The organism is uncultured Sphingopyxis sp. (assembly GCF_900078365.1).
GTDB lineage: Bacteria > Pseudomonadota > Alphaproteobacteria > Sphingomonadales > Sphingomonadaceae > Sphingopyxis.
Genome location: NZ_LT598653.1, coordinates 1,142,131 through 1,167,237, shown reverse-complemented (window position 1 = coordinate 1,167,237; position 25,107 = coordinate 1,142,131). Strand labels below are relative to the sequence as shown.

The following is a 25,107-nucleotide window of genomic DNA, read 5'->3' as shown; positions in this document are numbered from 1 at the left end:
GCCCCGCGCGAACAATGCTTGACGAAGGAGGAGGGCGCGCCTATCGCCGCGCGCTGTCGCAGGCGGTTTCGCCGGGCATGTGGCGATCATAGCTCAGTTGGTTAGAGCGCCGGTTTGTGGTACCGGAGGTCGCGGGTTCGAGCCCCGTTGATCGCCCCATTTTCTCTGTCATCGCGCGTTCGAGATTTTGGGGACGCTTTTGAGGTGACTCGCTTCGCTCGTTTGATTATTACGCCTTCACGTAATTTTTTAACGTGAGGATGAGCCAATGTCCGCTGTCTGGGATTTCGCCGATTTCGACGATCATGAACATGTCCACATGTTCCGTGACCGGCAGAGCGGACTGACCGCGGTCATCGCCGTCCACTCGACGCACCTCGGGCCCGGCGCGGGCGGTGTGCGCTACTGGCATTATCCGCAGCGCGCGGCGGCGATCACCGACGCGCTGCGCCTGTCGCGCGGCATGAGCTACAAGAATGCGATGGCCGGCCTGCCGATGGGCGGCGGCAAGGGCGTCATCCTCGCCGACGAGCGGGGCGCGAAGAGCCCCGAACTGCTCGCCGCGTTCGGCCGCGCGGTCGAGTCGCTCGGCGGCGCCTATGTGACGGCGGAAGACGTCGGGATCAATGACGCCGACATGGTCGAGATCGCGAAGCAGACGAAGCATGTCAGCGGCTTGCCGGTGGCGAGCGGCGCCGATGCCGGCGGCGATCCGGGACCGTTCACCGCGCTCGGCGTCTATCTGGGCATCAAGGCGGCGATTCGCGAAGGGCTGAAGACCGACAGCGCCAAGGATGTGCGCATCGCGATCCAGGGCGTCGGCAGCGTCGGCGGCGGCGTCGCGCGGCGGCTCGCGGCCGAGGGCGCGAAGCTGACCCTCGCCGACGTCAATCTGGCGCGCGCGAAGGCGCTGGCCGAGGAACTGGGCGCCGAGCTCGCCGATTCGGCGGCGATCATGGAGGTCGAGGCCGACATGCTGAGCCCGAACGCCCTGGGCGCGATCCTGACCGAGCAGAGCATCGCGAAGCTGCGCGTGCCGATCGTCGCGGGCGGCGCGAACAACCAGCTCGCAACCGCGCTCGACGGCCAGCGCGTCCACGATCGCGGCATCGTCTTTGCCCCCGATTATGTGATCAATGCGGGCGGCATCATCAACGTCGCGCTCGAATATCTGGGACAGGGTAACCGCGAGGAAGTCGAGAGCCGTATCCACCAGATCCCCGGCCGCCTCGCCGAAATCTGGGCCGAGAGCAAGGCGAGCGGCACGCCGGCGTCGGTCGTCGCCGACCGCATGGCGCAGAAGCTGATCGGGCGGGGTTAAGCTCAAGCGTCGCCCCCGCGAAGGCGGGGGCCGCTGGAGAGATAGCGTAAGGCGGATTGCGGCCCCCGCCTTCGCGGGGGCGACGGTAAGTGGATGGCGTGGTCGATTAATTCCGCTAAGCCAACCCTTGATGAAACGGCATTTCTACCTGGTCGCGGGCTGGGCTTCGCTGGGACTCGGCGCGATCGGTGCTTTCCTGCCGTTGCTGCCGACGGTGCCGTTCGTCATCCTCGCCGCCTTCTGCTTCGCACGATCATCGCCGCGGCTCGAGGCCTGGCTGCTCACCCACCCGCATTTCGGCCATCACATCGCCGCGTGGCGCGGAAAGGGCGCGATCAGCCGCAAGGGAAAGGTCGCCGCGACCGCCGCCTTTGCGTTCAGCATCATATTGGCGGCGATCTTTTCGCCCTGGCCGTGGGTGATGCTGCCGGTGATCGCCGCGGTGGTGACGGGAAGCTGGATCTGGACGCGGCCCGAGGGGTGACTTTCGCCGGCTATGGGGGGATCGACGACGCTTAGGAGTTGAGCTGGTTTCCCCTCCCGCCTGCGGGAGGGGCAGCGAAACTTGCGAACTTGTTCGCTAGTTGCAGCGGGGTGGGCAATCGCAATGTCGCTGCCCACCCGTGACCAGAGGCGCGTGACTCTGGTCACCCCCTCCCCCAAGCCGTCGGCATCACCCGGTCCCGTAAAACCTCGCCAACCGGTCGAGCGCCAGCCCCAGCACCAGCTTGCCCGACCGCGCCGGCCACCCCAGCGCCTTCTCCGCGCCGCCGATCCCTTCGCCCGCGCAAATGACGCGCCAGCAAATATCGGCCAGCCCCGGCCCCGCCGCATCGAGCGCCGCGTGAAAGCGCCGATGCGCGTCGATCCGCGCCAGCGACGCGTCGGACGCGCGCGCGCCGCCGCGGCTCTTGCCCGGCGGCGCGGCGTCCCAGCGCATCGTCACCCGCGCCGCCAATCCCGCGTGCTCGTAATCGCCGCGCAGCCGCTCGCCCGCCGCGAGTTGCGCCGGCGTCAGCATCCCGCGCGACGCGAGCCAGCCGATCGGAGTCTCCGCGACATTGACCGTCACGTGCCGCATCACCCGCGGCCCGGCTTTGCCAGGGCCGATCCGGTCGTCGGGATGCAGGCGGGTTTCAAGGCGGCGTGCGGTCATGCGATTCTCCTTTGTTGCACGCCGGGCTTGACACTGGATTATTTTGTAGGAAAGAAGAAACCGATTTGGTTATCAAGGAATCGCCGCCATGATCAACAGCATTCGCGCCGTCCGCCGCGCCAAGGGCCTGACGCTCGAGGAGGTCGGCCAGCGCTGCGTCCCGCCGACGACCGCGCAGACGATCGGCCGCCTCGAAACCGGGACGCGCACGCTGTCGCTCGGCTGGATGAACCGCATCGCCGCGGCGCTCGGGGTCGACGCCGCCGAGCTCGTCCGGCTGCCGCAGGATACGCAGCTCACCATCACCGCTCTCCTCGGCGCCGAGGGCGCGCAGGCGCCGGCGCGCGTCGAGCAGGCGCTGCCCGCCCGCCCGGGCGAGGATATGGTCGCGGTGCGCGTCACCTCGTCGATCGGCGACTATCGCGCCGGCGACGAAATCTGGTGCCGCCGCATCGAGAGTGACTGGGCCAGCGCGCTCAATCGCGACCTGCTCGTCCCGCGCCCCGCCGGCCGCTTTTTCTTCGCGCGGCTGCTCAACGTCGATGGCGAAAAGCTCCATCTGCTCCCGCTCGGCACCGGCCAGCGCCAGCAGGTCGTCAACAATCCGCCCTGGGCCGCCGTCGCGGTGCGGCTGCTCCGCACGCTATAAGCCCCTTCGTTCGCCCTGAGCTTGTCGAAGGGCCGTCCTTTTTCTCTACGCTCGCAAGGAAGAACGGTGCTTCGACAAACTCAGCACGAACGGAGGGGAGGTCGGGCATGAACCGGCCCCTGCGCATCCTCAGCATCGCGACGCTCTTCCCCGACGCCGCGCGGCCGAACTTCGGCCTGTTCGTCGAGAAAAGCCTGCGCGCGCTCGCCGCCGAGCCCGGGATCGAACTCACGATCGTCGCGCCGCTCGGCCTGCCGCCCTTTCCGCTCTCGCTCCACAATCGCTACCGCGCGCTTCGCGGCCTGCCGCAAGCCGAGCAATGGAACGGCCTCACTGTCCTGCGCCCGCGCTTCGCGCTGATCCCGCGCTACGGCGCGCGCTTCAATCCCGCGCGGGTCGCGCGCGCGGTGCTGTCGGCGGTGCGCGGGCGCGCGTTCGATGTCGTCGATGCGCAATTCTTCTACCCCGACGGCCCCGCCGCGATGCGCGTCGCGGCCGCGCTCGGCCTTCCCTTTTCGGCGAAGGCGCGCGGCGCCGACATCGGCCATTTCGGCCATGATCCCGCGACCCGATCGCAAGTGATCGAGGCCGGCGCGAAGGCCGCGGGCCTGCTCGCCGTTTCCGAAGCGATGCGTCGCGACATGGCGGCGATCGGCATCGACGCGCAAAAGGTCGCGGTTCATTACACCGGCATCGACACCGCGCGCTTCCACCCCGGCGACCGCGCCGCGGCGCGCGCCGCGCTCGGCATGGACGATGCCCCCGCGATCCTCACCGTCGGCGCGCTCATCCCGCGCAAGGGGCAGGCGCTGGTGATCGAGGCGCTGTCCGCGCTGCCCGGTGTCCACTATTGGCTCGCCGGCGCCGGCGAGGAGGAAGCCCGCTATCGCGCGCTCGCCCGCGAACATGGCGTCGAAGCGCGCGTCCATTTCCTCGGCCCCGTCGCCAATGCCGGCCTGCCGCAGCTTTATCGCGCCGCCGACGCGGTCGTCATGCCGTCAGCCAGCGAAGGGCTTGCCAATGCGTGGGTCGAGGCGCTCGCCTGCGGCACCCCAATCGTCATCAGCGACGCCGGCGGCGCCGCCGAGCTCGTCACCTCACCCGTCGCCGGGCGTATCGTCGCGCGCACGCCCCGCGCCATCGCCGAAGCGGTGCAGGCGCTGCTCGCCGCCCCGCCCTCTCCCGCCGACGTCGCATCGAGCCTCGGCGGCCGTTTTGACTGGGGCCGCAACGGCCGCGAACTCGCCGATCATCTGCGCCGCTGCGCCAGGCGCCGAGCATGATCGGGCCGTCTCCTCCCCCATTTCGTCATCCCGGCGAAGGCCGGGATCTCACCCTCTCGGCCTGACGCACCGGCGAGATCCCGGCCTTCGCCGGGATGACGATTCGATAAGAGCGTTCATGCTTCGGATACGTCAACGCCAGCCCGCTCGAAAAGCGGACCGGCGTTGGCGTTCACAAATCGAAGGCGATCAGACGACCGCGCCGTCGTCCTTGCGGGTCACGCGCTCGCCGCCCTCGATCCCGGCGACGGTGCGCGGCACGAAGCTGTGCGGGCCGACCTTCAGCCACACCAGCACCGGCGTCGACATCAGGATCGACGAATAGGTGCCGACAAAGACGCCGAACAGGATCGCGGCGGTAAAGCCGAAGATCACGTCGGGGCCGAAGATCAGCAGCATGCCCAGCGCGAGCAGCATCGCGACGCTCGTCATCACCGTGCGCGACAGCGTCTCGTTGATGCTGAGATTGAGCAGCGGGACGATCTCCATCTTGCGGTATTTCTTCAGATTTTCGCGAATGCGGTCATAGACCACGATCGTGTCGTTCAGCGAATAGCCGACGATGGTCAGCAGCGCCGCGACGCTGTTGAGGTCGAACTGCAACTGCGTCACCGCAAAGAAACCGAAGGTCAGCGCGACCTCGTGGAACAGGCGGCCGAGCGCGCCGACGCCGAACTGCCATTCGAAGCGGATCCAGATATAGATCGAGATGCCGAGCATCGCGAGCGCGAGGCTGATCGCGCCGGTGCGCAGCAATTCCTCCGACACCTTGCCCGACACGGTCTCGACCGATCCGGTCTTCGCGGTCGGAAACGCCTTCTGGATGCCGGAGACGAGCTGCTGCCCCGCGCGCTCCGCCGCGGCCTTGTCGCCCTCGGGCAATCCGGTGCGGATCGACACCGCCTTGTCCGATCCGAATTGCTGGATCGTCGCTTCGCCGAGGCCGATGTCGCCGACCTTGTCGCGGATCTCGTCGATCGGCGGCATCGTGCCGGTGAATTCGACGCGGACCGACTGGCCGCCGACGAAATCGACGCCGAGGTTCAATCCCTTGACCGCGACGAGCGCGATCGAGACGACGACGAGGAAAAAGCTCATGAACGAGGCGACCTTGCGCCACCGCAGGAAGTCGATGTTCGTGTCGTCGGGGACGAGTTTGAGCAGGCGCATCTTTCGCTCCCTCCTTAGATATTGATCGCCGTCGGGCGCTTGGTCCGCAGCCAATGGGCGACGAACATGCGCGTGACGGTCACGGCGGTGAAGACGCTGGTGACGATGCCGATGGTCAGCACGACGGCAAAGCCCTTGATCGGGCCCGAGCCGAACCAGAACATCAGCAGGGCCGCGATGACGTTGGTGACGTTCGCGTCGAAAATCGCGCGGCTGGCTTCGGTATAGCCGAGTTCGACAGCCTGAAAGACGCGCCGCCCGCGTTTCAGTTCCTCGCGGATGCGCTCGTTGATGAGCACGTTCGAGTCGATGGCCATCAGCACGTTCGCGTCGACCGCGGCACCGATGGTCAGCACAAAGCCCGCGATGCCCGGCAGCGTCAGCGTCGCGTTGAACGCCGCCATGATCGCGATGATCAGGAAGACGTTGAAGATCAGCGCGATACAGGCATAAACGCCGAACCGGCCATAAACGACCAGCATCAGCACGAGCACCGACACGGTGGCGACGATGCCCGCGATCGCGCCCTTTCGGATAGAATCGGCGCCGAGTTCGGGGGTCACCGTGCGTTCCTCGACCACCGTCATCTTCACCGGTAGCGCGCCCGAGCGCAGCGAGATGGCGAGAGCATTGGCGCTCGCGACGCTGAAGCTGCCCGAAATCTGCGCACTCCCGCCCAGGATCGGTTCGTTGATCGACGGCGCCGACAGCACCTTGCCGTCGAGCACCATCGCGAATCTCTTGCCGACATTCTGCGCGGTCACCTTGGCAAAGGTGCTCGACCCGCCCGAATCGAAGCGGATCGAAACGACCGGCTGGCCCGACTGCGGGTCATAGCTTTGCTGCGCGTTGATCAGCTGTTCGCCGCTGATCATCACCTGGCGGCGCAGCACCTCGAACGCGGCGCCGCTGCCCTCGCCTTCGGCATAGGGGACGATTTCGCTGCCCACCGGCACCCGGCCCGCGGCGGCCTCGGCCGGGTCGGCATTGGTGTCGACCATGCGGAATTCGAGGCGCGCGGTCTTGCCGATCAACTCCTTCAGCGCGGCCGGATCCTGCAGGCCCGGAACCTGCACGACGACGCGGTCATTGCCTTCGCGGATGATCGTCGGCTCGCGCGTGCCGAGCGCATTGACGCGCTTGTCGATGATGTCGCGCGCGGTATCCATCGCATTCGCGACCGCCTGCGCCTGTCCCGCGCTCGTCGGGGTCAGCACGATGCGCTGCGAATCGATGACGGTGATGCTCCAGTCGCGCTGCCCGGTCAGCCCGGCGCCCCGCGTCTCGCTGAACAGGCGCTCGCGCGCTTCGTCGAGCTGCGCCTGGTCGCGGACGAGGAAGCTGATCTTGCCGCCCGCGTTCGACAGCTCGCCGATCGCGATATCGTCGTCGGCGCCGCTTTCGCCGCGCATTGCGGTGCGCACCGTCTTTTCCATGTTGGTGAGCTGCGTCTTCCTGAGGTCGGCGATGTCGGCCTCGAGCAAGAGGTGGCTGCCGCCGGCAAGGTCGAGGCCCAGATTGACCTTCGCCTGCAACACCGACGGCAGGCTCTCCCGCGTCTTTTCGGGGAGGAAGCTGGGGATGGAAAAGAGGATGCCGAGCAGCAGGATGATGCTGATGCCGACGGTCTTCCAGCGCGGGAAATCGAGCATAGGGTGATTCCGGTTCGGAGGGGCGGGCCCGCGGACGCGGGCCGCGCCGCATCAATCGTTGGCGGGCTTGCCACCGGGCTGCAGGACGTCGGCCAGGGTCGACTTCACGACCTTGATCTTCACCCCCTGGGCGATTTCGACATCGACGAAATCATCGTCGACGCGCGTGATCTTGCCGACGATGCCGCCGCCGGTCACCACCTGGTCGCGCGGCTTCACCGCCGCGACCTTGGCGCGATGTTCCTTCGCGCGCACCTGCTGCGGGCGGATCAGGAAGAACCAGAAGACCGCGAAGATCAGCAGATAGGGGACCAGCATCAGGAAACCGGCAGCCCCGCCGCCCGATCCGGCCGCCTGGGTCAGAAGCAATTGCGTCGACATGGATGAAGAACTTTCGTTACAGGCAGCGCCCGCTCCCCTCCGGAGCGAGCACGCAAATATGGCGCGGCGCCTATCATGCAGGGGCCGTGCGCGCAACCGGTCGTGCGCGCGCCTCCCCCGTGACGGCCGCGCCCGACATGGGGTCCGCGGCGGCGAGATCAAGCCCGCGGTATCAAGTCTGCCGAAAAGCCGCCATCGCTGCTTGCATCCCCCGCCAAGGCGCGCTAGGGGCCTCGCCTGCCCAATCGGGCCGGTCGGGACGTAGCGCAGCCTGGTAGCGCATCACACTGGGGGTGTGGGGGTCGGAGGTTCGAATCCTCTCGTCCCGACCAATTTAACGGACAAGTTGACAGCTTGCTGACAGCATGCCCCCGCCATCGGCGAGGCTCGGCAACGCGCGCACGCGCGCACGGCAGGAAAGCGAAGGACGATGCAGGCAGGCCTTTTGATCGTTGCCGCCGCATTCCTCACGTCCATTCTCTCGGGCATTTTCGGCATGGCGGGCGGCCTTGTCTTCATGGGTGTGCTCGCGTGGATACTGCCCGTTGCCCCTGCCCTCGCGCTCCATGGCGTGATCCAGTTCACCTCGAATCTCTGGCGCGTCGTGCTGCACCGCGCGCATGTCGCCTGGCCGGCCCTGCTCTGGTTCGGAGTCGGCGCGGCGGCCTCGATCGGCTTCTTCTCGCTGGTGATCTTCACGCCGACCAAATTCTTCGTCTTCCTGGCCCTCGGCCTGATGCCGGTCCTCGTCTGGTTGCCCGAACGCTGGCTGGCGCTCGACGCGACCAATCGCTGGCACGCGATCGGCGGCGGCTTCGTTTCGACCGGTCTCGCGCTCGTCTCGGGCGTATCGGGCCCGGTGACCGATCTTCTCTTCATTCATAGCAAGCTGAACCGGCATCAGGTCGTCGCGACCAAGGCGGTAATGCAGGCGATCGGCCACGCTTCGAAGGTCCTCGTCTACGGCTCATTGCTGCTCGGCGCCGCGACGCGCGAAATCGTCCCGCTGTCCGTCACCGCGGTCGCGGTGCTCGCATCGATGGCGGGCATCATGGTCGGTGGCGCCATCCTCGGCCGCATCAGCGAGGCGCATTTCCGCGCGAGTCGCCGCTGGATCGTCACGATCATCGGCGCGGCCTTCCTCTATCAGGCGATCCTGATCGCCGCCGCTTGAGCATCGCGATACAGCGCACTACGAGCGCCCGCATGGAATTTGCTCCCGAAATCTTCGCCTTCCTGATCGCGGTCGCCTTTCTCGCGGGGACGATCGACGCGATGGCGGGCGGCGGCGGGCTTCTCACGATTCCGGCGCTGATGGCGGCCGGGGTGCCGCCGGTATCGGCGCTCGCGACGAACAAGCTGCAAAGCACGATCGGCACCGGATCGGCCTTCGCGACCTTCTGGCGCGCGGGGCATGTCGACCTCCGCCGCTTCGCCTGGCCCGCGGCCGGCGCCTTCGCTGGCTCGGTGCTCGGCGCGACCGCGGTCCAATATGTCGGCTCGGATTTTCTCGCGGCCTTCGTGCCGATCCTCCTGATCGCGATGGGGCTTTATTTCCTGCTCGCGCCGCCGATGAGCAGCGTCGACCGCCACGCCCGCACCGGCCCGCTCGGCCTCACCCTCATCGTCGCCGCGCTCGGCTTCTACGACGGCTTCTTCGGCCCGGGCACCGGCTCCTTCCTGACGCTGACGCTCGTCGCGCTCGGCGGGCTCGGGCTCGTCCGCGCGATCGGCAACACGAAATTCCTCAATCTTTCGACCAACATCGCGGGGCTGCTCGCGATGATCGTCGGCGGCAACGTCCTCTGGCTGCTCGGCCTGTCGATGGCCGCCGCCAACGTCGCGGGCAATCAGCTCGGCGCGCGGCTCGCGATCCGCTTCGGCGGGCGCGGGGTGCGGCCGCTGCTCGTCGTCATGTCCTTCGCGCTCACCGCAAAGCTGCTCGCCGACCCCGCCAATCCGCTCTGGAGCCTGTTTTAGGACTCGCCCTTGCCGTCGCCCTCCGCCGGCGGCGGCGGCGCGGCGCGCATCTTGCGGGTGGCCTGCAGTTCGGCCTTGTCGACCGCGCCATCGCCATTGGCATCGGCGCGCTTGATGAAGGCGTCGATCTTTTCGGGGCTCTTCAGCGTCGCATCGCCCCGCCGTTCGGCGCGCATCTCCATCATCTTCGTGATTTCGGCCTTGTCGAGCTTGCCGTCGCCATTGGCGTCCATCCGCTCGAACATGCGCCCGCCACCCTGCGGCGGCTGCGCGGCAGCGATGGCGGGCAGCGCCAGACCCAACGAAGCGACAATCCAGATAGCTGTCTTCACGTCATTTCCTCTCGAATGATGCGGCGACCCCGCCGCGACGCCCCGGCGCGTCAACTCAATGACGGCGCGATGTCGCAAAATTGTCCCAGCATCGCTCGGCCCGTCACGGTTTCAGCACCACCTTCCCCACCACTTCGCGCCGCTCGAGCATCGCAAAGCCCTCGCGCCAGTCGGCGAGGTCGAGCGCGGCATGGACGTGCGGCCGGATCCTGCCTTCATTCGCCAGCGCGTCGATCGCCGCGACATTATCCGCCCCGCGCTCGGGAAAGCGCCGGCCATATTCGCCCGCGCGCACCCCGACGACCGAGAAACCCTTGATCAGCGGCATATTCACCGACACCTCGGGAATCCGGCCCGAGGCAAAGCCGACGACGAGCAGGCGTCCCCCGAAAGCGATGCAGCGCGTCGATTCGTCGAACACATCGCCGCCGACCGGATCGAAGATCACATCGGCGCCCTTGCCGCCGGTCAGCGCCTTCACCTCCTCGCGGAACCCCGGCCCCGCCGCGATCACCGCATCGGGCGCATAAAGCCGCGCGACCGCTTCGCGCTTTTCCGCACTGCTCGCCGCCGCGATCACCCGCGCGCCCAGCGCCTTCGCCAGGTCGACCGTCGCCAGCCCGACGCCGCCCGCGGCGCCATGGACGAGCAGCCACTCGCCGGGCTCGATCCGCGCGCAGCGGACGAGCGCGACATAGGCGGTCAGATAGGCGACCGGATAGGCGGCCGCCTCGTCCCAGCTCAGACCATCGGGTTTCGCGCGCAACGCGCGCGCGGGAACGACGGCATATTCGGCCATCGCGCCGAAGCGATTGCCGCCGACCACCGCGTCGCCCGCCGCCCAGCCGGCCACCCCCTCGCCTACCGCATCGATCTCGCCGGCGAACTCCAGTCCCGAGACGAAGGGGAGCTCGGGCTTCAGCTGATAGCCGCCCGCGGTCATCAACAGGTCGGGAAAATTCACCGCCGCCGCGCGCACCCGCACGCGCACTTCGCCGGGTCCGGGCACCGGCACCGCCAGATCGGCGAGCCCCGCGCCGCCATGGTCGGGAAGCAAATCACGCACCTGCAAAGCCCGCATGGAGAAAAGCCTTTCCTACAATATCCCAATATGGTTCGTTTTACCTGTTCAACAAACCAAAGGAGCGAATCATGCCACGACCCGACCCACTCGCCAGCGACGCCGACGCGTTGATCGACGCCGTCATCGACCGCGAAGGCCGCTATGTAAACCACCCCGCCGACCGCGGCGGCCCGACCTGTTGGGGAATCACCGAAGCGGTCGCGCGCGCAGAGGGCTATGCGGGCGCGATGCGCGACCTGCCGCGCGCCGACGCGGCATCGATCTATCGCCGCCTCTATTGGCTGCGTCCCGGCTTCGACAGGGTCGCGCTGCGGGCGCCGAAGATCGCCGCCGAACTGTTCGATACCGGCGTCAACATGGGCACCGGGACCGCCGCCGGTTTCCTGCAGCGCGCGCTCAACGCTTTGAACCGCGCCGCGCGCGACTATCCCGACATCGCGGTCGACCGCGCGATCGGCCCGCGCACCCTGTCGGCGCTCGACGGCTTCCTGACAGCGCGCGGCAAGGGCGGCGAAACCGTCCTCCTCCGCGCGATGGAGGCGCTGCAGGGCGAACGCTACATCGCGCTCGCCGAGCGCCGCCCGAGCCAGGAAGCCTTCCTCTACGGCTGGCTTGCGAACCGCATCGGCGACGCCTGACGGGTATCATTATACCGAGACGTATCGACAAGTTTGACAAGTTACGGAAAAAGGACGTGTCCATATGAGCATCATCGAAGGCCTGATCGGCCCCATCGCCAAGCTGATCGACAAGATCATCCCCGACCCCGAAGCGCGCGACCGCGCCAAGCTCGAGCTCATCAAGCTCGAGGGCAGCCAGGAGATGGAGGCGATCCGCACCCGGATGACCGCGATCGTCGCCGAGGCCAACAGCGCCGACCCGTGGACCAGCCGCGCGCGGCCGAGCTTCCTCTACGTCATGTATGCGCTCTTGCTGTGGGCAATCCCGATGGGCCTGATCGCCGCCGCGCGCCCCGACATGGCAAAGGGCATCGCCGACGGCATGAACGCCTATCTCGCAGGGATTCCCGAACCGCTCTACGCTCTCTTCGGCACGGGCTATCTGGGCTACACCGCCGCGCGGGCGTGGGGGAAAGCGAAGGGGGTGGAAGGCTGATCACCTCACCGAAATAAAAAAGCTGTGTGCCCCCGCGAAGGCGGGGGCCCATCGCCGGTCGGCGCTATTTTGAACCGACGGGAGATGGATCCCCGCCTTCGCGGGGATGCACGCTTCATTTCGAAGCTGTCTCCACCACCGCCGCCAAATTCGCCAGCGACGAATTCAACCCCGCTTCATGATCCTTCGCCGAAATCCCCGGCGGCACATGATGCGCGTCGATCGTGACCAGCGTGCCGCCGCCCTTGCGCGACAGATACCAGTGCATCGCCATCGTCCCCGAAAAACGCGGATCGTCGGATTCGAATTCGACCTCCCAGACGATCAGACGTCCCTCGTCGAGCGTCGGGATATGCACCTCGACGACATCGCTATCGTCGTCGCTCTTGGTTTCGACCTCGGGGTCGTCGAACGCCAACCGCAGCCGGAATCCCCCGCCGGCGCGCAAGTCGCAATGCTCGAACGCGCCCGTCGCGCCCTCGGGCGGCAGCCAGCGCGCCAGCTTGTCGGCGCTGGTGAAGGCCGCGAACACGTCGACCAGCGGCGCCGCGATCAGCCGTTCGGCATGATCGGTGCGCCGCGTCTTCTTTGTCGGTTTCAAGCGAGCGCGGCTTTGACCGCCGCGACGGCATCGTTCGCCGCGCCGCCGTCGGGACCGCCGCCCTGCGCCATGTCGGGACGGCCGCCGCCGCCCTGTCCGCCGAGCGCCGCGACCGCCGCCTTGACCAGATCGACCGCGCTGTGGCTGCCGGTCCTGTCGTCGGTCACCCCAACCGCGACCGAGGCGCGCCCGTCGTTCACCGCGACGAGCATCGCGACGCCGCTGCCGACCTGCTTCTTGAGCCCGTCGACCGTGCCGCGCAATTCCTTGGGGTCGAGCCCGTCGACCACCTGCGCAAGGAACGCGACGTCGCCGACCTGCTCGACCGCTGGACCAGCGGACGAGCCGCTACCACCTCCCATCGCGAGCGCCTTCTTCGCGTCAGCCAGCTCGCGCTCGGCCTTCCTGAGCTGCTCGGCAAGCGCCGCGACGCGCGCCGGCACTTCGTCGGGCGAGGTCTTGAGTGCTGCAGCAGCAGCCTTCAGCGCCTCGTCGCGACCATTGAGCCACTGCCGCGCCGCCTCGCCGGTCAGCGCCTCGATACGCCGCACGCCCGAGGAGACCGCGCTTTCGCTGACGATCTTGAACAGGGCGATGTCGCCGAGCGCGCGGACGTGCGTCCCGCCGCACAGCTCGACCGAATAGCTCTTGTCGTCGGCATGCCCCATCGAAAGCACGCGAACCTCGTCGCCATATTTCTCGCCGAACAGCGCGAGCGCGCCCGCCGCGACGGCATCGTCGGGCGTCATCAGCCGCGTCGATACAGCTTCATTGCCGCGGATCTGCGCGTTCACATCGGCCTCGATCTGCGCGATCTCCTCGGCGTTCAGCGCCTTGGGATGCGAGAAGTCGAAGCGGAAACGATCCTCGGCGACGAGGCTGCCCTTCTGCGTCACATGCCCGCCAAGGCGGTTACGAAGCGCGGCGTGCAGCAGGTGCGTCGCGCTGTGATTGGCACGAATGCGGTCGCGGCGTTCGGCATCGACGGTCAGCTGCACCGTGTCGCCGACTTTCAGCGTCCCCGCCTCGAGCTTCGCCTGATGCGTGTGCAAGCGGCCGAGCGGCTTGCCCGTATCGCTCACCACCGCCTTCGCGCCCTCCAGCGTCGCGATCGTCCCCGCGTCGCCCATCTGGCCGCCGCTCTCGCCATAAAAGGGCGTCTGGTTCGTCAGCACGACGACCGCGTCGCCCGCCTTCGCCTCATCGACCGGCTTGCCGTCCTTGACCAGCCCGATCACCGTCGCCTCGCCAGCGGTCGAGGTATAGCCGGTGAATTCGGTGCTGCCGTTCGTCTCGGCAAGGTCGAACCAGATCTCATCCGACGCCTTCTCGCCGCTGCCCTTCCACGCCGCGCGCGCCGCCGCCTTCTGCTGCGCCATCGCCGCGTCGAAGCCCGCGCGGTCGACCGCGATGTCCTGCGCGCGCAGCGCGTCCTCGGTCAGATCGTAAGGGAAACCATAGGTGTCGTAGAGCTTGAACGCGACCTCGCCCGCCAGCGTATCGCCCTTGCTCATTCCCGCGGTCGCCTCGTCGAGCAGCCTCAGCCCCTTGTCGAGCGTCTGGCGGAACTTGGTTTCCTCGCGCTCCAGCGTCTCGGCGATCAGCGGCTGCGCGCGGATCAGCTCGGGATAGGCGGCGCCCATCTCGGCGGTCAGCGACGGCAGCAGCCGGTGCATCAGCGGATCCTTCGCGCCGAGCAGATGCGCGTGGCGCATCGCGCGGCGCATGATCCGGCGCAGCACATAGCCGCGTCCTTCATTGGACGGCAGCACGCCGTCGGCGACGAGGAAGCTCGATGCGCGCAGATGATCGGCGATCACGCGGTGGCTCGCCTGGGTCGCCCCCTCAGCGGGCACGCCCGTCAGGTCGACCGACGCCGCGATCAGCGCCTTGAACGTGTCGGTGTCGTAATTGTCGTGGACGCCCTGCAGCACCGCGGCGACGCGCTCCAGCCCCATGCCGGTGTCGATGCTCGGCCGCGGCAGGTCGACGCGCTCGCCGCCCGGCAGCTGCTCATATTGCATGAACACGAGGTTCCAGATCTCGACGAAGCGGTCGCCGTCCTCTTCCGGCGATCCCGGCGGGCCGCCCCAGATATGATCGCCATGGTCATAGAAGATTTCGCTGCACGGACCGCAGGGCCCGGTGTCGCCCATCGACCAGAAATTGTCGCTCGTCGCGATGCGGATGATCCGCTCGTCGGGCAGGCCTGCGATCTTCTTCCACAGGTCGAACGCTTCGTCGTCGGTGTGATAGACGGTCGCGGTCAGCTTCTCGGGCGCGAGGCCCCAGGTCTTGGTAATCAGCGTCCAGGCGTGGTGGATCGCCTGTTCCTTGAAATAGTCGCCGAAGGAGAAATTCCCCAGCATTTCAAAGAATGTATGGTGCCGCGCCGTATAGCCGACATTGTCGAGGTCATTGTGCTTGCCCCCGGCGCGCACGCATTTCTGCGCCGACACGGCGGTGCTGTAGGGGCGCTTCTCGAGCCCCGTGAAGACATTCTTGAACGGCACCATGCCCGCGTTGACGAACATCAGCGTCGGGTCGTTATACGGCACCAGCGGCGCCGACGGCTCGATATGATGTCCTTCCTGCCCGAAATAGTCGAGGAAAGAGCGGCGAATGTCGTTGGTCGATATCATGCGCGCGATCTAGTGCGGAACGACGCGTTTCTCAAGCGCGATGCGCGCGGCGGCCGAACGCCGATGAACGCGCCCCGATCCGGCTCGGGATCAAAAGGCCGTGGCAATCCCTTTGCCCAGATAGCAGGGCAGCTGGCGCAGCACGTCGGCCTTCGGCACCCCGTCCTCCATCAGTTCGGGCGGCACTTCGGACGTATCGGTGCGCACGACGGTCCAGCCGGCGGCCGGCTGCGCGCGGTGGACCACGACATAGCCGCAGTCCATCGTGCCGTCCTTGCGGTCGCCGCGAAAATCGAAGGCGGCATAGAGCCCCGCCGGCTGCCCCGCAGGATCGAGATACCAGCTGAGGCGCAGCGGGCGGATTTGCCCGTCGGCCCACAGGGTCGCCCGCTTGCGCAGGTTCATTTCCCATTCGAGCCGCGGGTTCGATGCCTGGAACGACAGGCGAAACATCGCATAGGCAGCCGCGTAATCGCGCTTTTCGAGCGCGAGCGTATATTCGGCGAACCTGTCGACTGCGCCTTCCTCATCGATCGCCGTCGGTTTGAAGTCCTTTCCTTCGGGAGCGACAATCTGGCGCTCTACCTCGGGCGCGAGCATGGGCGGCGCGGCGAAGCTTACCGGAACGCCGGCAATCAAGGCCGCGAGGGTCAGCAGCGCGCGGCCTCGACAATCAATAGCCATAATAGGCGCCGCCCTTTTCGCGCGCGCGGCGCCACGCCGGCCGGTCGTGGCACATGTTCACAAAGGCGGCGAGCTTGGGATAACGCGGCGCCATGCCCTGCATGATCGCGATCTCCGCCGGGAAGCTCAGCATGATGTCGGCGGCCGACAGGTCGTCGCCGATGAAATGACCATTCTCCCCCACCCGGCTTTCCATATAGGCGAAATGCGCGTCGAGCTGCTGCGCGATGCGCGGCTCGAGCGGCGCCGCGGCTTCGCCGAGCCGCGCGGTGTAGATACGCAGCAGGATCGGCGTCATCGCCGACCCTTCGGCGAAGTGCAGCCATTCGAGGTGGCTGATATACGCGTCGCTGCCGCGCTCCGGGACCAGATGCCCGCCACCGTGCCGCTCGCAGAGATATTCGGTGATCGCGCCCGATTCGGTGATGACGCGGCCTTCGTCTTCTATCACCGGCGATTTGCCGAGCGGATGCACCGCGAGCAGTTCGGACGGGGCCAGATTGGTCACTGGGTCGCGGTCGTAATATTTGATTTCATACGCCGCGCCGATCTCCTCGAGCAGCCAGAGGATGCGCTGCGAGCGGCTGTTGTTCAGATGGTGGACGATCAGGCTCATGGGCTTTCCTTCGGATCAGGGGCGATAAGGGCCGTTGCGGTCGATCAGCGCCGCCAGTTCGCGGACGAGCTTGGCGCCGAGGATCGCGGTGACGCCGCCGACGTCGCGGCCGGGATGGAGTTCGACGATGTCCGCCCCGACGATCGGCGCGGTCTGCTTGTGCAGCACCGCGAGCAGTTCGCGCACCGTCAGCCCGCCCGGTTCGGGATGCGCGACCCCGGGCGCCGCCGACGGGTCGAGCCCATCGAGGTCGATCGAGATATAGAGCGGGCCGCCCAGAACCGGGACGCGGTCGGGCGAGAAATCGGCCATCGGCACGATCTCGACCCCGAAGCGCGCCGCCTGTTCGCGGCAATGATGGGTGAGGGTGCGGATGCCGACCTGCACCAGCCGCTTCGCATGGCCCGCCTCGCAAATGCGCGCGAAGGGCGAAGCATGGCTGCGCGGGTTGCCGGCGAAATCGTCGTAGAGATCGGGATGCGCGTCGAAGTGGAGGATCGTCACCGGCCCGTGGCAGGCGGCGGCGGCTTCGACGAGGGGGAAGGTCACCGCATGATCGCCTCCGAGGGCAAGCGGAATGTCTCCATCTTCGCGTACATAAGCGACGTGGCGGCGGATCGCGGCGTCGTCCTGCGCCGTGTCCTCAGTGAGCGGGAGGTCGCCGTCGTCGGTGAGCGCGATGTCGGTCCCGATTTCGGGGCCGAGCTCGCTCGCCATATTGCCGCGGTCGCTCCACAGCATCGCACGGATCGCGGCGGGCCCGGCGGCGGCGCCGCGTTCGAAGCTGCTGTTGATGTCGGTAGGCAAGCCGAAGAGGCGGATCGCGGGCATGCGCCGCTTGTAGCGGCTGCCAGGGTCCGCGCAAGGATCAACGGCGGGCGGGCCGACCTGCTTGGGAGGGGGAGAGCGCAGGTCAAAGGGGCTGGTGGCCCGCCGCCGTCGGCCGGCCGGTTCGAGCAAGGCGAACCGGCCGGATGGCAGTCTCGGATCAGATGTCGTCGCCCTCGTCGTCGGGGCCGGCCATCATTTCCTCGGCCACTTCGTCGGTGCGGCCGCGGATCGCGGCTTCGAGCCGCTCGCGCAGTTCGGGATTTTCGGTCAGGAAATTCTTCGCATTTTCGCGGCCCTGCCCGATGCGGATCGAGTCATAGCTGAACCAGGCGCCCGACTTCTCGACGAGCCCGGCCTTGACGCCGATGTCGAGGATCTCGCCGATCTTCGAAATGCCCTGCCCGTACATGATGTCGAATTCGACCTGCTTGAACGGCGGCGCGACCTTGTTCTTCACCACCTTCACGCGGGTGGTGTTGCCGACGATCTCGTCGCCATTCTTGATCTGGCCGGTGCGGCGGATGTCGAGGCGGACCGACGCGTAGAATTTGAGCGCATTGCCGCCGGTCGTGGTTTCGGGATTGCCGTACATCACGCCGATCTTCATGCGCAGCTGGTTGATGAAGATCACCATGCAGCGCGAGCGGCTGATCGAGCCGGTGAGCTTGCGCAAGCTTTGCGACATCAGACGCGCCTGCAGGCCGACATGGCTGTCCCCCATTTCGCCTTCGATTTCGGCACGCGGGACGAGCGCGGCGACCGAGTCGACGACGAGCACGTCGATCGCGTTCGAGCGGACCAGCGTGTCGACGATTTCGAGCGCCTGTTCGCCGGTGTCGGGCTGCGACACGATCAGCTCGTCGATATTGACGCCGAGCTTGCGCGCATAGACGGGGTCGAGCGCATGTTCGGCGTCGACGAAGGCGACGGTGCCGCCGGTCTTCTGCGCTTCGGCGAGCGTGTGCAGCGCAAGCGTCGTCTTGCCCGAGCTTTCGGGGCCGTAGATTTCGATGACGCGGCCGCGCGGCAGCCCGCCAACGCCGAGCGCGATGTCGAGGCCGAGCGAGCCCGTCGAGATCGCCTCGACCTGCATCGCTTCCTTCGAGCCCAATTTCATCACCGAGCCCTTGCCGAACGCGCGATCGATCTGCGCGAGCGCGGCGTCGAGCGCCTTCTGCCTGTCCGTGTTGTTCACTGATTTCCCCGATTCGACGAGTGACAATTGTCCGGCCATTTGCCGTCCCTTTCCAGCTCTAGAGCGACAGCGGAAGCATCGCAACGCCCGAACCATGTGCCACATTTGTTCTCATAGAACAAGGGGGGAACAAAATATTCTGCCCATATTATCCGTCGCCCCCGCGGAGGCGGGGGCCGCTGGAGGCAGATAGCGAAGATTAGGCCGACAACGGCCCCCGCCTCCGCGGGGGCGACGGGCTATTGAGCCCCGAATTCTTCCAGCGCCGCCTCGATGTCGCTGATCCGGAACGGCTTGGTGATCAGCTTGCGGTGCGCATGCGCGGGCGGAATGACATCGCCCCCGCCCGAGGTGAAGGCGAAGGGAATGTTTTTGGCGGCAAGCGCGTCGGCGACCGGCCAACCCTTTTCGTCGCCGAGGTTGATGTCGACGAGCGCGCCGCCGAGCGGCTCGGACGCGATCAGCGCGAGCGCTTCCTCGTTGCTCGTCGCCTGCGCGGGTTCGGGCAGGTCGAGCGCGTCGAACATGTCGGCGAGCATCATGCCGATCAGCACATCGTCCTCGACGAGCAAAATGCGATGGTTACCGGTCATTCGGCACCCGATGCGCGGCGTCGTCGAGCGCCGCCGACGTCGCCTCGGCAAGCTGCGCGACCGAGAAGGGCTTGGGCAGGAAGGAAACGTCGTCGATGTCGATCGACTGGCGCAGCTGCTCCTCGGCATAGCCCGACATGAAGAGGACGGGCAGGTCGGGGCGCTTGGCGCGCATCGCGCGCACCATCGCCGGACCGTCCATCGTCGGCATCACGACGTCGCTGATGATCAAATCGACCTTCTCCATCTGCGCAAAGCGCTCGAGTCCCTCTTCGCCCTGCGAAGCGGTGACGACGCTATAACCCGCACGGGTCAGCGCGCGTTCCGCGACGGCGCGCACCATATCCTCATCCTCGACGAGCAGGATGGTGCCGGTGCCCCACTGGCTCTTCTTCGGCTTGGCCGGCGGCGGCGGCGCGACGGACGCCTCGCCCCCGGCGCGGTGGACGGGCAGATAGATGGAGAAGCTGGTCCCCTGCCCCGGCTTGCTGTCGGCGAAGATGAAGCCCGCCGACTGCTTGATGATACCATAGACGGTCGAGAGACCGAGCCCCGTCCCCTTGCCGACGTCCTTGGTCGTGAAAAAGGGTTCGAAAATCTTGGGCAGCACGTCGGCGGGAATGCCCATGCCGGTGTCGCTGACCTTCAATGCGCAATAGTCGGCGGGCGGCATGAATTCATTGCCCATCTGGCGCACGTCGGCCGCCGACACCGGATAGGTCTCGATCGTCAGCGTGCCCCCGCCCGGCATCGCGTCGCGCGCATTGACCGCGAGGTTGATGATCACCTGTTCGAGCTGGCCCGGATCGGCGCGCACCGCGCCGAGCCCGCGACCATGATGCACCGAGAGTTGCACCGTCTCGCCGATCAGCCGCTTCAAAAGATGCGACACTTCGGAGATCACGTCGGGGAGCTGCAGGATTTGCGGGCGCAGCGTCTGCTGGCGCGAGAAAGCGAGCAATTGCCGCGTCAGGCTGGCGGCGCGATTGGCGTTGCTGCGGATCTGCTGGATATCGTCATAGTCGCTGTCGCCCGGCGTGTGGCGCATCAGCATCAGGTCGCACGCGCCGAGCACCGCGGTCAGAATATTGTTGAAATCATGCGCGACGCCGCCCGCGAGCTGGCCGACCGCCTGCATTTTCGATGCCTGCGCGACCTGGCGCTTGAGCCGCGATTCCTCGCTCGAATCCTTAAGGCTCAAAAGCACCGCCGCTTCGCCGAGCCCGCGCACCCCGACGACGCGCATCGACACCGGATCGCCGCTCTGTCCCGCGAGCCGGATCGACAGGTCGCCGCCGACCTGCTGCCCGCTGCTGTGGCGGCGGATCATGTCGGCCAGCGGCCCCTTGTCCTCACCGACGACGATGTCGCCGGGATAGCGCGGCATCTTGCCCTCGGGCAGGCTCGCCGCGCGCACGAAGGCGCGGTTCATGTAAAGGAAGCGCCCGTCGCGATCGACCATCGCGAGCCCGAAGGGCAGCAGCGACAACAGGGTTTCGACATAGGTCTGCGCGGTGCCGCGGTCGGTCGGCCCCATTTCCTCGTCGAGCAGCGCGAGCAGCATCGGCGAATGGCTGTCGGCGGGGGCGAGCGGGATCTGGATCAGCCGCACCGGGGTCGCGCGGTCGCCCTCGCGGGCAAAATAGAGCGCGCCGGCATCGTCGAGCCGGATCATCGGCGCGACGTCGCGCCCCGCATAATGCACCGCCTCATCCTCGCCCAGTGCGCGGAGCAGGAAGGCCTGATTGGCGACGCGCAGCCGCCCCTCCGCGCTGACGAGCGCGGCCATCACCCCGGCATGACCGAGCGTGCGGCCCGCGGGACCGCCCAGATGGCGGACGATTTCGGCGACGAGATCGAGCCGTTCGAGCGCCGAGAAGCGCCAGACGAGATAATCCTCCGACTGCCCCGCGCGCGTCACCTGCGCGCGCAGTTGCAGCGGGCCGATCGCAATATCGTCGGCATGGCCTTCGCCGTCGCGCCACGCGATGCGGCCGGCATTTTTCAGCATTTCGGCGCCGCGCCCTTCGAGCGGCAGGCCGGGCGGCGTCACGAAACCATTGAACCATGTTCCGAACAGGTCGTTGGCGCAGACCATCCGCCCCGCGCGGTCGGTCACCGCGATCGCGACATCGTCGTGATTGACCGCCTGGCGCAGCATCGTCCAGTCGGGCGCAACCGCCCCGCCTGACACTGCCGCCGGGAACAGGCGGCGCGCGAGCAGCACCCCGCCCGCCGCAACGGCAAGCCCGGCAAGGAAGCCCGCCGCCAGCACCATGTCGCGCGTCGCCCAGAACAAGAGCGCGGCGGACAGCAAGGCCAGTCCGCCGAGCAGCGCCTTGTCGACCTGCGACAGGCCTGCCGGGGTCGCGAGCGGCCCGGCGGGGCCCGCCCCCCTGATGACATCACCATCAGCGGAGGGCAGGCTTTGCACGGTCAAATGACACTCTTTCTCAGTGGCGCATCACCAGATGCGAACGCGGTCCTTGGGCGCCAGATAGAGCTTCTGGTCCGGCTTGACGTTATAGGCCTTATACCAAGGGTCAAGGTTGCGCGAGACCCAAGCCCGCTGAATCGACGGCGAATGCGGATCGGTCGTGATGCGCTGCGACAGATTCTGCTCGCGATAGTTACGCCGCCACACCTGCGCCCAGCCGAGGAAGAAACGCTGGTCGCCGGTCAGCCCGTCGATCACCGGCGCTTCCTTGCCGCCGAGCGACTTCTTGTAGGCGTCGTAAGCGATCGTCAGCCCCGCGAGGTCGCCGATATTCTCGCCGAGCGTGAAGGTGCCGTCGAGCTTCTCGCCGGGAAGGACTTCATAGGCGTCATATTGCGCGACGAGCGCCTTGCCCGCCGCCTCGAACGCCGCGACGTCGGCGGGGGTCCACCAGTCGGAAAGCTTGCCGGTCTCGTCGTACTTCGCGCCCTGATCGTCGAAATGATGGCTGATCTCGTGGCCGATCACCGCGCCGATGCCGCCATAGTTGATCGCCGCGTCGGCGTGCGGATCGAAGAAAGGCGGCTGCAGAATCGCGGCGGGGAAGACGATCTCGTTCATCCCGAAATTGGCATAGGCGTTGACCGTCATCGGGGTCATGCCCCACTCCCAGCGGCGGATCGGGCCGCCGAGGCGGCTGATATTGTCGTCGTGCGCGAACTGGTTCGAGCGCAGCGCATTGCCGAACAGGTCGTCGGCCTTGATCTCGAGCTTGCTATAATCCTTCCAGCGGTCGGGGTAGCCGATCTTGGTCGTGAAATTGGCGAGCTTCTTCTTCGCCTTGACCTTCGTTTCGGGCTGCATCCACGTCAGATTGGTGATGCGCGTGTCGAGCGCCGCGAGCACATTCTTGACGAGCAGGTCCATCGCCGCCTTGGTTTCGGGCGGGAAATATTTCGCGACATAATCCTTGCCGACGGCTTCACCCATGTTGCCCGTGGTGAAGTCGACCGCGCGCTTCCAGCGTTCCTGCATCTGCGGCGTGCCCGACAGCGCGGTGCCGTAGAAGGAGAAAGCTTCCTGCGCGACCGCATCGGGCAGCACGTCCGAGAAGCCGTCGAGGCTGCGCACGATCAGCATGTCGCGGATCACGCCGATCGGCGCGCCCGCCAGCAGCTTCGCCTCGCCGGTGAAGGCACTCGGCTGCGACACCAGCAGCGAATCCTCGTGGACGCCGATGCCGTGGATGAAGGTCTGCCAGTCGAAGCCGGGCGCCGCGGCGGCCAGTTCGGCGATTGTCATCTTGTTATAGACCTTGGTCGCGTCGCTGCTGTCATTCTTGTCCCAGTGGACCGTCGCGACCTGCTTTTCGAAATCGTAGATCGCCTTGGCGCGCGCCGCGGCATCCTTTTCGCCGGCGAGCGTCAGGACATTCTCGACATGCTTCAGGTAAGCGGCCTGCAGCTTGGTGTTCCGCTCATTCTCCTTCAGGTAGAAATCGCGGTCGGGCATGCCGATGCCGCCCTGGAACATCGTGTAGATATAGACTTCGGGATTCTTGTCGTCCTGCCCGACATAGCCGCCGAAGAAATGCTGGACGCCATTGCGGTCGGCTTCGGCGAGCAGCTTGGCGAGCCCCGCCTTGTCTACGGCGCGGATCTTGTTCAGCCAGGGCTGGATCGGCGCGAGCCCCTTCGCCTCGACCGCCGCCGCGTCGAGATAGGAGGCATAGGCGCGGCCGATCATGCTGTTCGGATCGGCCTTCGCCGCCTCGAGGATCTCCTGCGTGCGCTTCTGCGACAGGTCCGCAAGCGCGGTGAACATGCCGTAATTCGACTTGTCGGCCGGAATCTGGGTGTTCTTGGCCCAGGTGCCGTTGGCATAGGCATAGAAATCATCGCCCGGCTGGACGCTCTTGTCCATGCCCGAAAGGTCGAAGCCGAAGTCGCCGATTTCGGGCTTGGCGTCGGTGGCGGCAGCGGGCGCGGCCCGCTCCTGTGCGGTGGCCGGGACGGCGGCGAGCATCAGCGCGCCCAGCGCAGCGGTCGCCAGCAGCGGCGAAGAGAGTTTCAAGCGAGTCATGATATTCCCCGATTATCGATTTGAAGCGACGATCCGCGCCGTCGAAAAACGCCGCGGATCAGCGATGCGACAGCTATAGGCCCGGCTTTCGGGGGGGTTCAACCGGCGGCCGTGTCGCTCGTCGATGCCTCAAGTCGTTGGTCGCGTGCGCGCGCCAGCTTGCGCCGCCAGCGGAGGCGAATCCAATTGTCCCAGAACAATGTCGCGAGCACATAGCCCACCGCCGCCGAGACGACCGAGATCACGAACAGCCCCGCGAGCATGGCGGGCGCGGCATCGGAAAACACCCAGCGCACCCACTCGCCCGCTGACGCGCCATGCTCGATCATCGCCGAAAAGGTCGCGCTGTTGGCGTGAAGCCCGAACAGCCAGTCGCCGAGCCATACAGAGGCGAGGATGATGAACGGCGTCGTCACCGGGTTCGACAGGAAGGTCATCGCCGCACCGATCGGGATGTTGGCGCGGAAGGGCAGCGCGAGCAGCGCGACGCCCAATATCTGGACGCCCGGGATCAGGAAGAAGATGCCGACGAACAGCCCGAGCGCGGTGCCGCGCGGCACCGAGGTGCGCGTGAAGCGCCACAAATGGCTGTGCGCGACCCGGTGCGCGAACGGTTTGACGAAGCGGCTCGCGAGCAATTCCTCGCGCGTTGGCGAGTTGCGGCGGATCCAGTTCATGACCGCCGCCTTGTCCCGCCCCTTTGGGTCGCGCTGCTTGCCCCCGCTCATCCGCGGTCCTTCATCAGCCGCTGCTTGTCGCGCTTCCAGTCGCGTTCCTTGATCGACTCGCGCTTGTCGTGCGCCTTCTTGCCCTTGGCGAGCGCGAGTTCGACCTTGGCGCGGCCGCGGCTGTTGAAATAGACCGAGAGCGGCACGAGCGTCATGCCCTGGCGCATCACGCCCGCATGCAGCTTGTTGATCTCGCGCCAATTGAGCAGCAGCTTGCGCGGGCGCTTGGGCTCGTGGTTGAAGCGGTTGCCGTGGCTGAATTCGGGGATGTTCGCGTTGATCAGCCACACCTCGCCGCCGCTGACCTCGGCATAGCTCTCGGCGATCGTCCCCTCGCCGAAACGCAGCGACTTCACCTCGGTGCCCTGCAGCGCGATGCCGGCCTCGAACACCTGCTCGATCGCATAGTCGAAGCGCGCGCGCCGGTTCTCGGCGACGACCTTTTTCTTGTCGAATTCGGCGGCGGACTGCGGACGGGCCATGATGAAACCTAAAGCGTCAACTCTGATCCCGTTCGTGTCGAGCGAAGTCGAGACACCCCGAAGGAGTGCGCGCCCGATGGGCGTCTCGACTT

Annotated in this window: 25 protein-coding genes and 2 tRNA genes; 10 read left to right on the top strand and 17 right to left on the bottom strand. The window is 66.9% G+C overall.

Translation table 11 applies throughout. From position 1 onward, the window contains the following. Nucleotides 1-82 precede the first annotated feature (82 nt). The 3 genes from QZL87_RS05095 (at nt 83) to QZL87_RS05085 (ending at nt 1,805) form a co-directional block, all read left to right on the top strand. Nucleotides 83-159: transfer RNA gene (locus QZL87_RS05095), tRNA-His, on the top strand. Between the two features lie 109 nt (nt 160-268). After that, nucleotides 269-1,321, top strand: coding sequence for a Glu/Leu/Phe/Val dehydrogenase dimerization domain-containing protein (locus QZL87_RS05090; RefSeq protein WP_295324714.1), 1,053 nt, complete (start codon nt 269-271; stop codon nt 1,319-1,321). A gap of 130 nt (nt 1,322-1,451) precedes the next feature. Then, nucleotides 1,452-1,805 carry a YbaN family protein gene (locus QZL87_RS05085; RefSeq protein WP_295324711.1) on the top strand — a complete coding sequence of 118 codons (354 nt, stop codon included), beginning with the start codon at nt 1,452-1,454 and terminating at the stop codon, nt 1,803-1,805. A 189-nt stretch (nt 1,806-1,994) separates the two neighbouring features. Here the strand turns inward: QZL87_RS05085 and QZL87_RS05080 are convergent, their stop codons facing one another. Then, nucleotides 1,995-2,477 carry a DUF6456 domain-containing protein gene (locus tag QZL87_RS05080; protein ID WP_295324708.1) on the bottom strand — a complete coding sequence of 161 codons (483 nt, stop codon included), beginning with the start codon at nt 2,475-2,477 and terminating at the stop codon, nt 1,995-1,997. A gap of 88 nt (nt 2,478-2,565) precedes the next feature. Between QZL87_RS05080 and QZL87_RS05075 the strand changes: the two genes are divergently transcribed. Both QZL87_RS05075 and QZL87_RS05070 read left to right on the top strand, forming a co-directional pair. Continuing rightward, a complete protein-coding gene (locus QZL87_RS05075) occupies nt 2,566-3,126 on the top strand; it encodes a helix-turn-helix transcriptional regulator (protein WP_295324703.1) in 561 nt (186 codons plus the stop codon). A gap of 107 nt (nt 3,127-3,233) precedes the next feature. After that, nucleotides 3,234-4,409, top strand: a complete 1,176-nt coding sequence (locus tag QZL87_RS05070; RefSeq protein WP_295324699.1) for a glycosyltransferase — start codon at nt 3,234-3,236, stop codon at nt 4,407-4,409. 189 nt (nt 4,410-4,598) lie between these two features. Here the strand turns inward: QZL87_RS05070 and secF are convergent, their stop codons facing one another. The 3 genes from secF to yajC are packed head-to-tail and all read right to left on the bottom strand — an operon-like array spanning nt 4,599 to nt 7,612. Next, nucleotides 4,599-5,579 (bottom strand): protein translocase subunit SecF, encoded by a 981-nt coding sequence (gene secF, locus QZL87_RS05065; RefSeq protein ID WP_295324695.1) that lies wholly within the window; start codon nt 5,577-5,579, stop codon nt 4,599-4,601. 14 nt (nt 5,580-5,593) lie between these two features. Then, complete coding sequence (gene secD / locus QZL87_RS05060; protein ID WP_295324692.1) at nt 5,594-7,231, bottom strand: protein translocase subunit SecD; 1,638 nt, start codon at nt 7,229-7,231, stop codon at nt 5,594-5,596. 51 nt (nt 7,232-7,282) lie between these two features. Continuing rightward, on the bottom strand, nt 7,283-7,612 hold the full coding sequence (gene yajC, locus QZL87_RS05055; RefSeq protein ID WP_052182143.1) for a preprotein translocase subunit YajC: 330 nt from the start codon (nt 7,610-7,612) through the stop codon (nt 7,283-7,285). Nucleotides 7,613-7,867: 255 nt separating this feature from the next. Between yajC and QZL87_RS05050 the strand changes: the two genes are divergently transcribed. The 3 genes from QZL87_RS05050 (at nt 7,868) to QZL87_RS05040 (ending at nt 9,592) form a co-directional block, all read left to right on the top strand. Continuing rightward, a tRNA-Pro gene (locus QZL87_RS05050) sits at nt 7,868-7,944 on the top strand. Nucleotides 7,945-8,042: 98 nt separating this feature from the next. Beyond that, nucleotides 8,043-8,786 (top strand): sulfite exporter TauE/SafE family protein, encoded by a 744-nt coding sequence (locus QZL87_RS05045; protein ID WP_295324688.1) that lies wholly within the window; start codon nt 8,043-8,045, stop codon nt 8,784-8,786. 32 nt (nt 8,787-8,818) lie between these two features. Next, complete coding sequence (locus QZL87_RS05040; protein WP_295324683.1) at nt 8,819-9,592, top strand: TSUP family transporter; 774 nt, start codon at nt 8,819-8,821, stop codon at nt 9,590-9,592. On the opposite strand, the gene QZL87_RS05035 is transcribed toward QZL87_RS05040, so the two are convergent. Next, complete coding sequence (locus QZL87_RS05035; RefSeq protein WP_295324678.1) at nt 9,589-9,924, bottom strand: EF-hand domain-containing protein; 336 nt, start codon at nt 9,922-9,924, stop codon at nt 9,589-9,591. The genes QZL87_RS05040 and QZL87_RS05035 overlap by 4 nt on opposite strands. A 103-nt stretch (nt 9,925-10,027) precedes the next feature. Then, a complete protein-coding gene (locus QZL87_RS05030) occupies nt 10,028-11,005 on the bottom strand; it encodes an NADPH:quinone oxidoreductase family protein (RefSeq protein WP_295324673.1) in 978 nt (325 codons plus the stop codon). A gap of 71 nt (nt 11,006-11,076) precedes the next feature. On the opposite strand from QZL87_RS05030, the gene QZL87_RS05025 reads away from it, so the two are divergent. Together QZL87_RS05025 and QZL87_RS05020 are read left to right on the top strand one after the other, a co-directional pair. Beyond that, nucleotides 11,077-11,646, top strand: a complete 570-nt coding sequence (locus tag QZL87_RS05025; RefSeq protein WP_295324667.1) for a glycosyl hydrolase 108 family protein — start codon at nt 11,077-11,079, stop codon at nt 11,644-11,646. 64 nt (nt 11,647-11,710) lie between these two features. Then, entirely contained in the window at nt 11,711-12,124 is a 414-nt protein-coding gene (locus tag QZL87_RS05020) for a holin family protein (RefSeq protein ID WP_295324663.1), read from the top strand. A gap of 115 nt (nt 12,125-12,239) precedes the next feature. Here QZL87_RS05020 and QZL87_RS05015 read toward each other — a convergent pair whose 3' ends face one another. The 11 genes from QZL87_RS05015 to smpB all read right to left on the bottom strand — a co-directional run bounded on the left by QZL87_RS05015 (nt 12,240) and on the right by smpB (nt 25,015). Continuing rightward, nucleotides 12,240-12,725 carry an SRPBCC family protein gene (locus QZL87_RS05015; RefSeq protein WP_295324659.1) on the bottom strand — a complete coding sequence of 162 codons (486 nt, stop codon included), beginning with the start codon at nt 12,723-12,725 and terminating at the stop codon, nt 12,240-12,242. Beyond that, entirely contained in the window at nt 12,722-15,367 is a 2,646-nt protein-coding gene (gene alaS, locus QZL87_RS05010) for an alanine--tRNA ligase (protein WP_295324655.1), read from the bottom strand. Before alaS ends, QZL87_RS05015 begins: the two co-directional genes overlap by 4 nt. A 90-nt stretch (nt 15,368-15,457) precedes the next feature. Then, nucleotides 15,458-16,051 carry a hypothetical protein gene (locus QZL87_RS05005; protein WP_295324650.1) on the bottom strand — a complete coding sequence of 198 codons (594 nt, stop codon included), beginning with the start codon at nt 16,049-16,051 and terminating at the stop codon, nt 15,458-15,460. Beyond that, on the bottom strand, nt 16,041-16,667 hold the full coding sequence (locus QZL87_RS05000; protein ID WP_295324645.1) for a glutathione S-transferase family protein: 627 nt from the start codon (nt 16,665-16,667) through the stop codon (nt 16,041-16,043). The genes QZL87_RS05005 and QZL87_RS05000 overlap by 11 nt, the downstream gene beginning before the upstream one ends. Before the next feature lie 15 nt (nt 16,668-16,682). Continuing rightward, nucleotides 16,683-17,498, bottom strand: a complete 816-nt coding sequence (gene speB / locus QZL87_RS04995; RefSeq protein WP_295324641.1) for an agmatinase — start codon at nt 17,496-17,498, stop codon at nt 16,683-16,685. Between the two features lie 157 nt (nt 17,499-17,655). Then, nucleotides 17,656-18,732: a recombinase RecA gene (recA, locus tag QZL87_RS04990; RefSeq protein WP_295324636.1), complete on the bottom strand. Its 1,077-nt coding sequence runs from the start codon at nt 18,730-18,732 to the stop codon at nt 17,656-17,658. A gap of 200 nt (nt 18,733-18,932) precedes the next feature. Continuing rightward, a complete protein-coding gene (locus tag QZL87_RS04985) occupies nt 18,933-19,286 on the bottom strand; it encodes a response regulator (protein WP_295324630.1) in 354 nt (117 codons plus the stop codon). Further along, complete coding sequence (locus QZL87_RS04980; RefSeq protein WP_295326755.1) at nt 19,276-21,642, bottom strand: response regulator; 2,367 nt, start codon at nt 21,640-21,642, stop codon at nt 19,276-19,278. Before QZL87_RS04980 ends, QZL87_RS04985 begins: the two co-directional genes overlap by 11 nt. 108 nt (nt 21,643-21,750) lie before the next feature. Further along, nucleotides 21,751-23,805 carry a M13-type metalloendopeptidase gene (locus QZL87_RS04975; protein ID WP_295324624.1) on the bottom strand — a complete coding sequence of 685 codons (2,055 nt, stop codon included), beginning with the start codon at nt 23,803-23,805 and terminating at the stop codon, nt 21,751-21,753. 98 nt (nt 23,806-23,903) lie between these two features. Next, nucleotides 23,904-24,482, bottom strand: coding sequence for a DUF2062 domain-containing protein (locus tag QZL87_RS04970; protein ID WP_295324618.1), 579 nt, complete (start codon nt 24,480-24,482; stop codon nt 23,904-23,906). Nucleotides 24,483-24,529: 47 nt separating this feature from the next. Continuing rightward, nucleotides 24,530-25,015, bottom strand: a complete 486-nt coding sequence (smpB, locus tag QZL87_RS04965) for an SsrA-binding protein SmpB (RefSeq protein WP_295324614.1) — start codon at nt 25,013-25,015, stop codon at nt 24,530-24,532. Between the last annotated feature and the right edge of the window lie 92 nt (nt 25,016-25,107).

Excerpts from the sequence above, each read along its gene's own strand:
- QZL87_RS05000 (WP_295324645.1), bottom strand. The coding sequence starts at position 16,667 with ATGAGCCTGATCGTCCACCATCTGAACAACAGCCGCTCGCAGCGCATC.
- QZL87_RS05045 (WP_295324688.1), top strand. The coding sequence starts at position 8,043 with ATGCAGGCAGGCCTTTTGATCGTTGCCGCCGCATTCCTCACGTCCATT.
- speB (WP_295324641.1), bottom strand. The coding sequence starts at position 17,498 with ATGCCCGCGATCCGCCTCTTCGGCTTGCCTACCGACATCAACAGCAGC.
- yajC (WP_052182143.1), bottom strand. The coding sequence starts at position 7,612 with ATGTCGACGCAATTGCTTCTGACCCAGGCGGCCGGATCGGGCGGCGGG.
- QZL87_RS05075 (WP_295324703.1), top strand. The coding sequence starts at position 2,566 with ATGATCAACAGCATTCGCGCCGTCCGCCGCGCCAAGGGCCTGACGCTC.
- QZL87_RS05085 (WP_295324711.1), top strand. The coding sequence starts at position 1,452 with ATGAAACGGCATTTCTACCTGGTCGCGGGCTGGGCTTCGCTGGGACTC.
- QZL87_RS04985 (WP_295324630.1), bottom strand. The coding sequence starts at position 19,286 with ATGACCGGTAACCATCGCATTTTGCTCGTCGAGGACGATGTGCTGATC.
- QZL87_RS05005 (WP_295324650.1), bottom strand. The coding sequence starts at position 16,051 with ATGGCTATTGATTGTCGAGGCCGCGCGCTGCTGACCCTCGCGGCCTTG.
- QZL87_RS04975 (WP_295324624.1), bottom strand. The coding sequence starts at position 23,805 with ATGACTCGCTTGAAACTCTCTTCGCCGCTGCTGGCGACCGCTGCGCTG.
- QZL87_RS04970 (WP_295324618.1), bottom strand. The coding sequence starts at position 24,482 with ATGAACTGGATCCGCCGCAACTCGCCAACGCGCGAGGAATTGCTCGCG.
- QZL87_RS05040 (WP_295324683.1), top strand. The coding sequence starts at position 8,819 with ATGGAATTTGCTCCCGAAATCTTCGCCTTCCTGATCGCGGTCGCCTTT.
- secF (WP_295324695.1), bottom strand. The coding sequence starts at position 5,579 with ATGCGCCTGCTCAAACTCGTCCCCGACGACACGAACATCGACTTCCTG.
- QZL87_RS05080 (WP_295324708.1), bottom strand. The coding sequence starts at position 2,477 with ATGACCGCACGCCGCCTTGAAACCCGCCTGCATCCCGACGACCGGATC.
- QZL87_RS05070 (WP_295324699.1), top strand. The coding sequence starts at position 3,234 with ATGAACCGGCCCCTGCGCATCCTCAGCATCGCGACGCTCTTCCCCGAC.
- QZL87_RS05020 (WP_295324663.1), top strand. The coding sequence starts at position 11,711 with ATGAGCATCATCGAAGGCCTGATCGGCCCCATCGCCAAGCTGATCGAC.
- QZL87_RS05030 (WP_295324673.1), bottom strand. The coding sequence starts at position 11,005 with ATGCGGGCTTTGCAGGTGCGTGATTTGCTTCCCGACCATGGCGGCGCG.
- QZL87_RS05090 (WP_295324714.1), top strand. The coding sequence starts at position 269 with ATGTCCGCTGTCTGGGATTTCGCCGATTTCGACGATCATGAACATGTC.
- QZL87_RS05025 (WP_295324667.1), top strand. The coding sequence starts at position 11,077 with ATGCCACGACCCGACCCACTCGCCAGCGACGCCGACGCGTTGATCGAC.
- smpB (WP_295324614.1), bottom strand. The coding sequence starts at position 25,015 with ATGGCCCGTCCGCAGTCCGCCGCCGAATTCGACAAGAAAAAGGTCGTC.
- secD (WP_295324692.1), bottom strand. The coding sequence starts at position 7,231 with ATGCTCGATTTCCCGCGCTGGAAGACCGTCGGCATCAGCATCATCCTG.
- alaS (WP_295324655.1), bottom strand. The coding sequence starts at position 15,367 with ATGATATCGACCAACGACATTCGCCGCTCTTTCCTCGACTATTTCGGG.
- recA (WP_295324636.1), bottom strand. The coding sequence starts at position 18,732 with ATGGCCGGACAATTGTCACTCGTCGAATCGGGGAAATCAGTGAACAAC.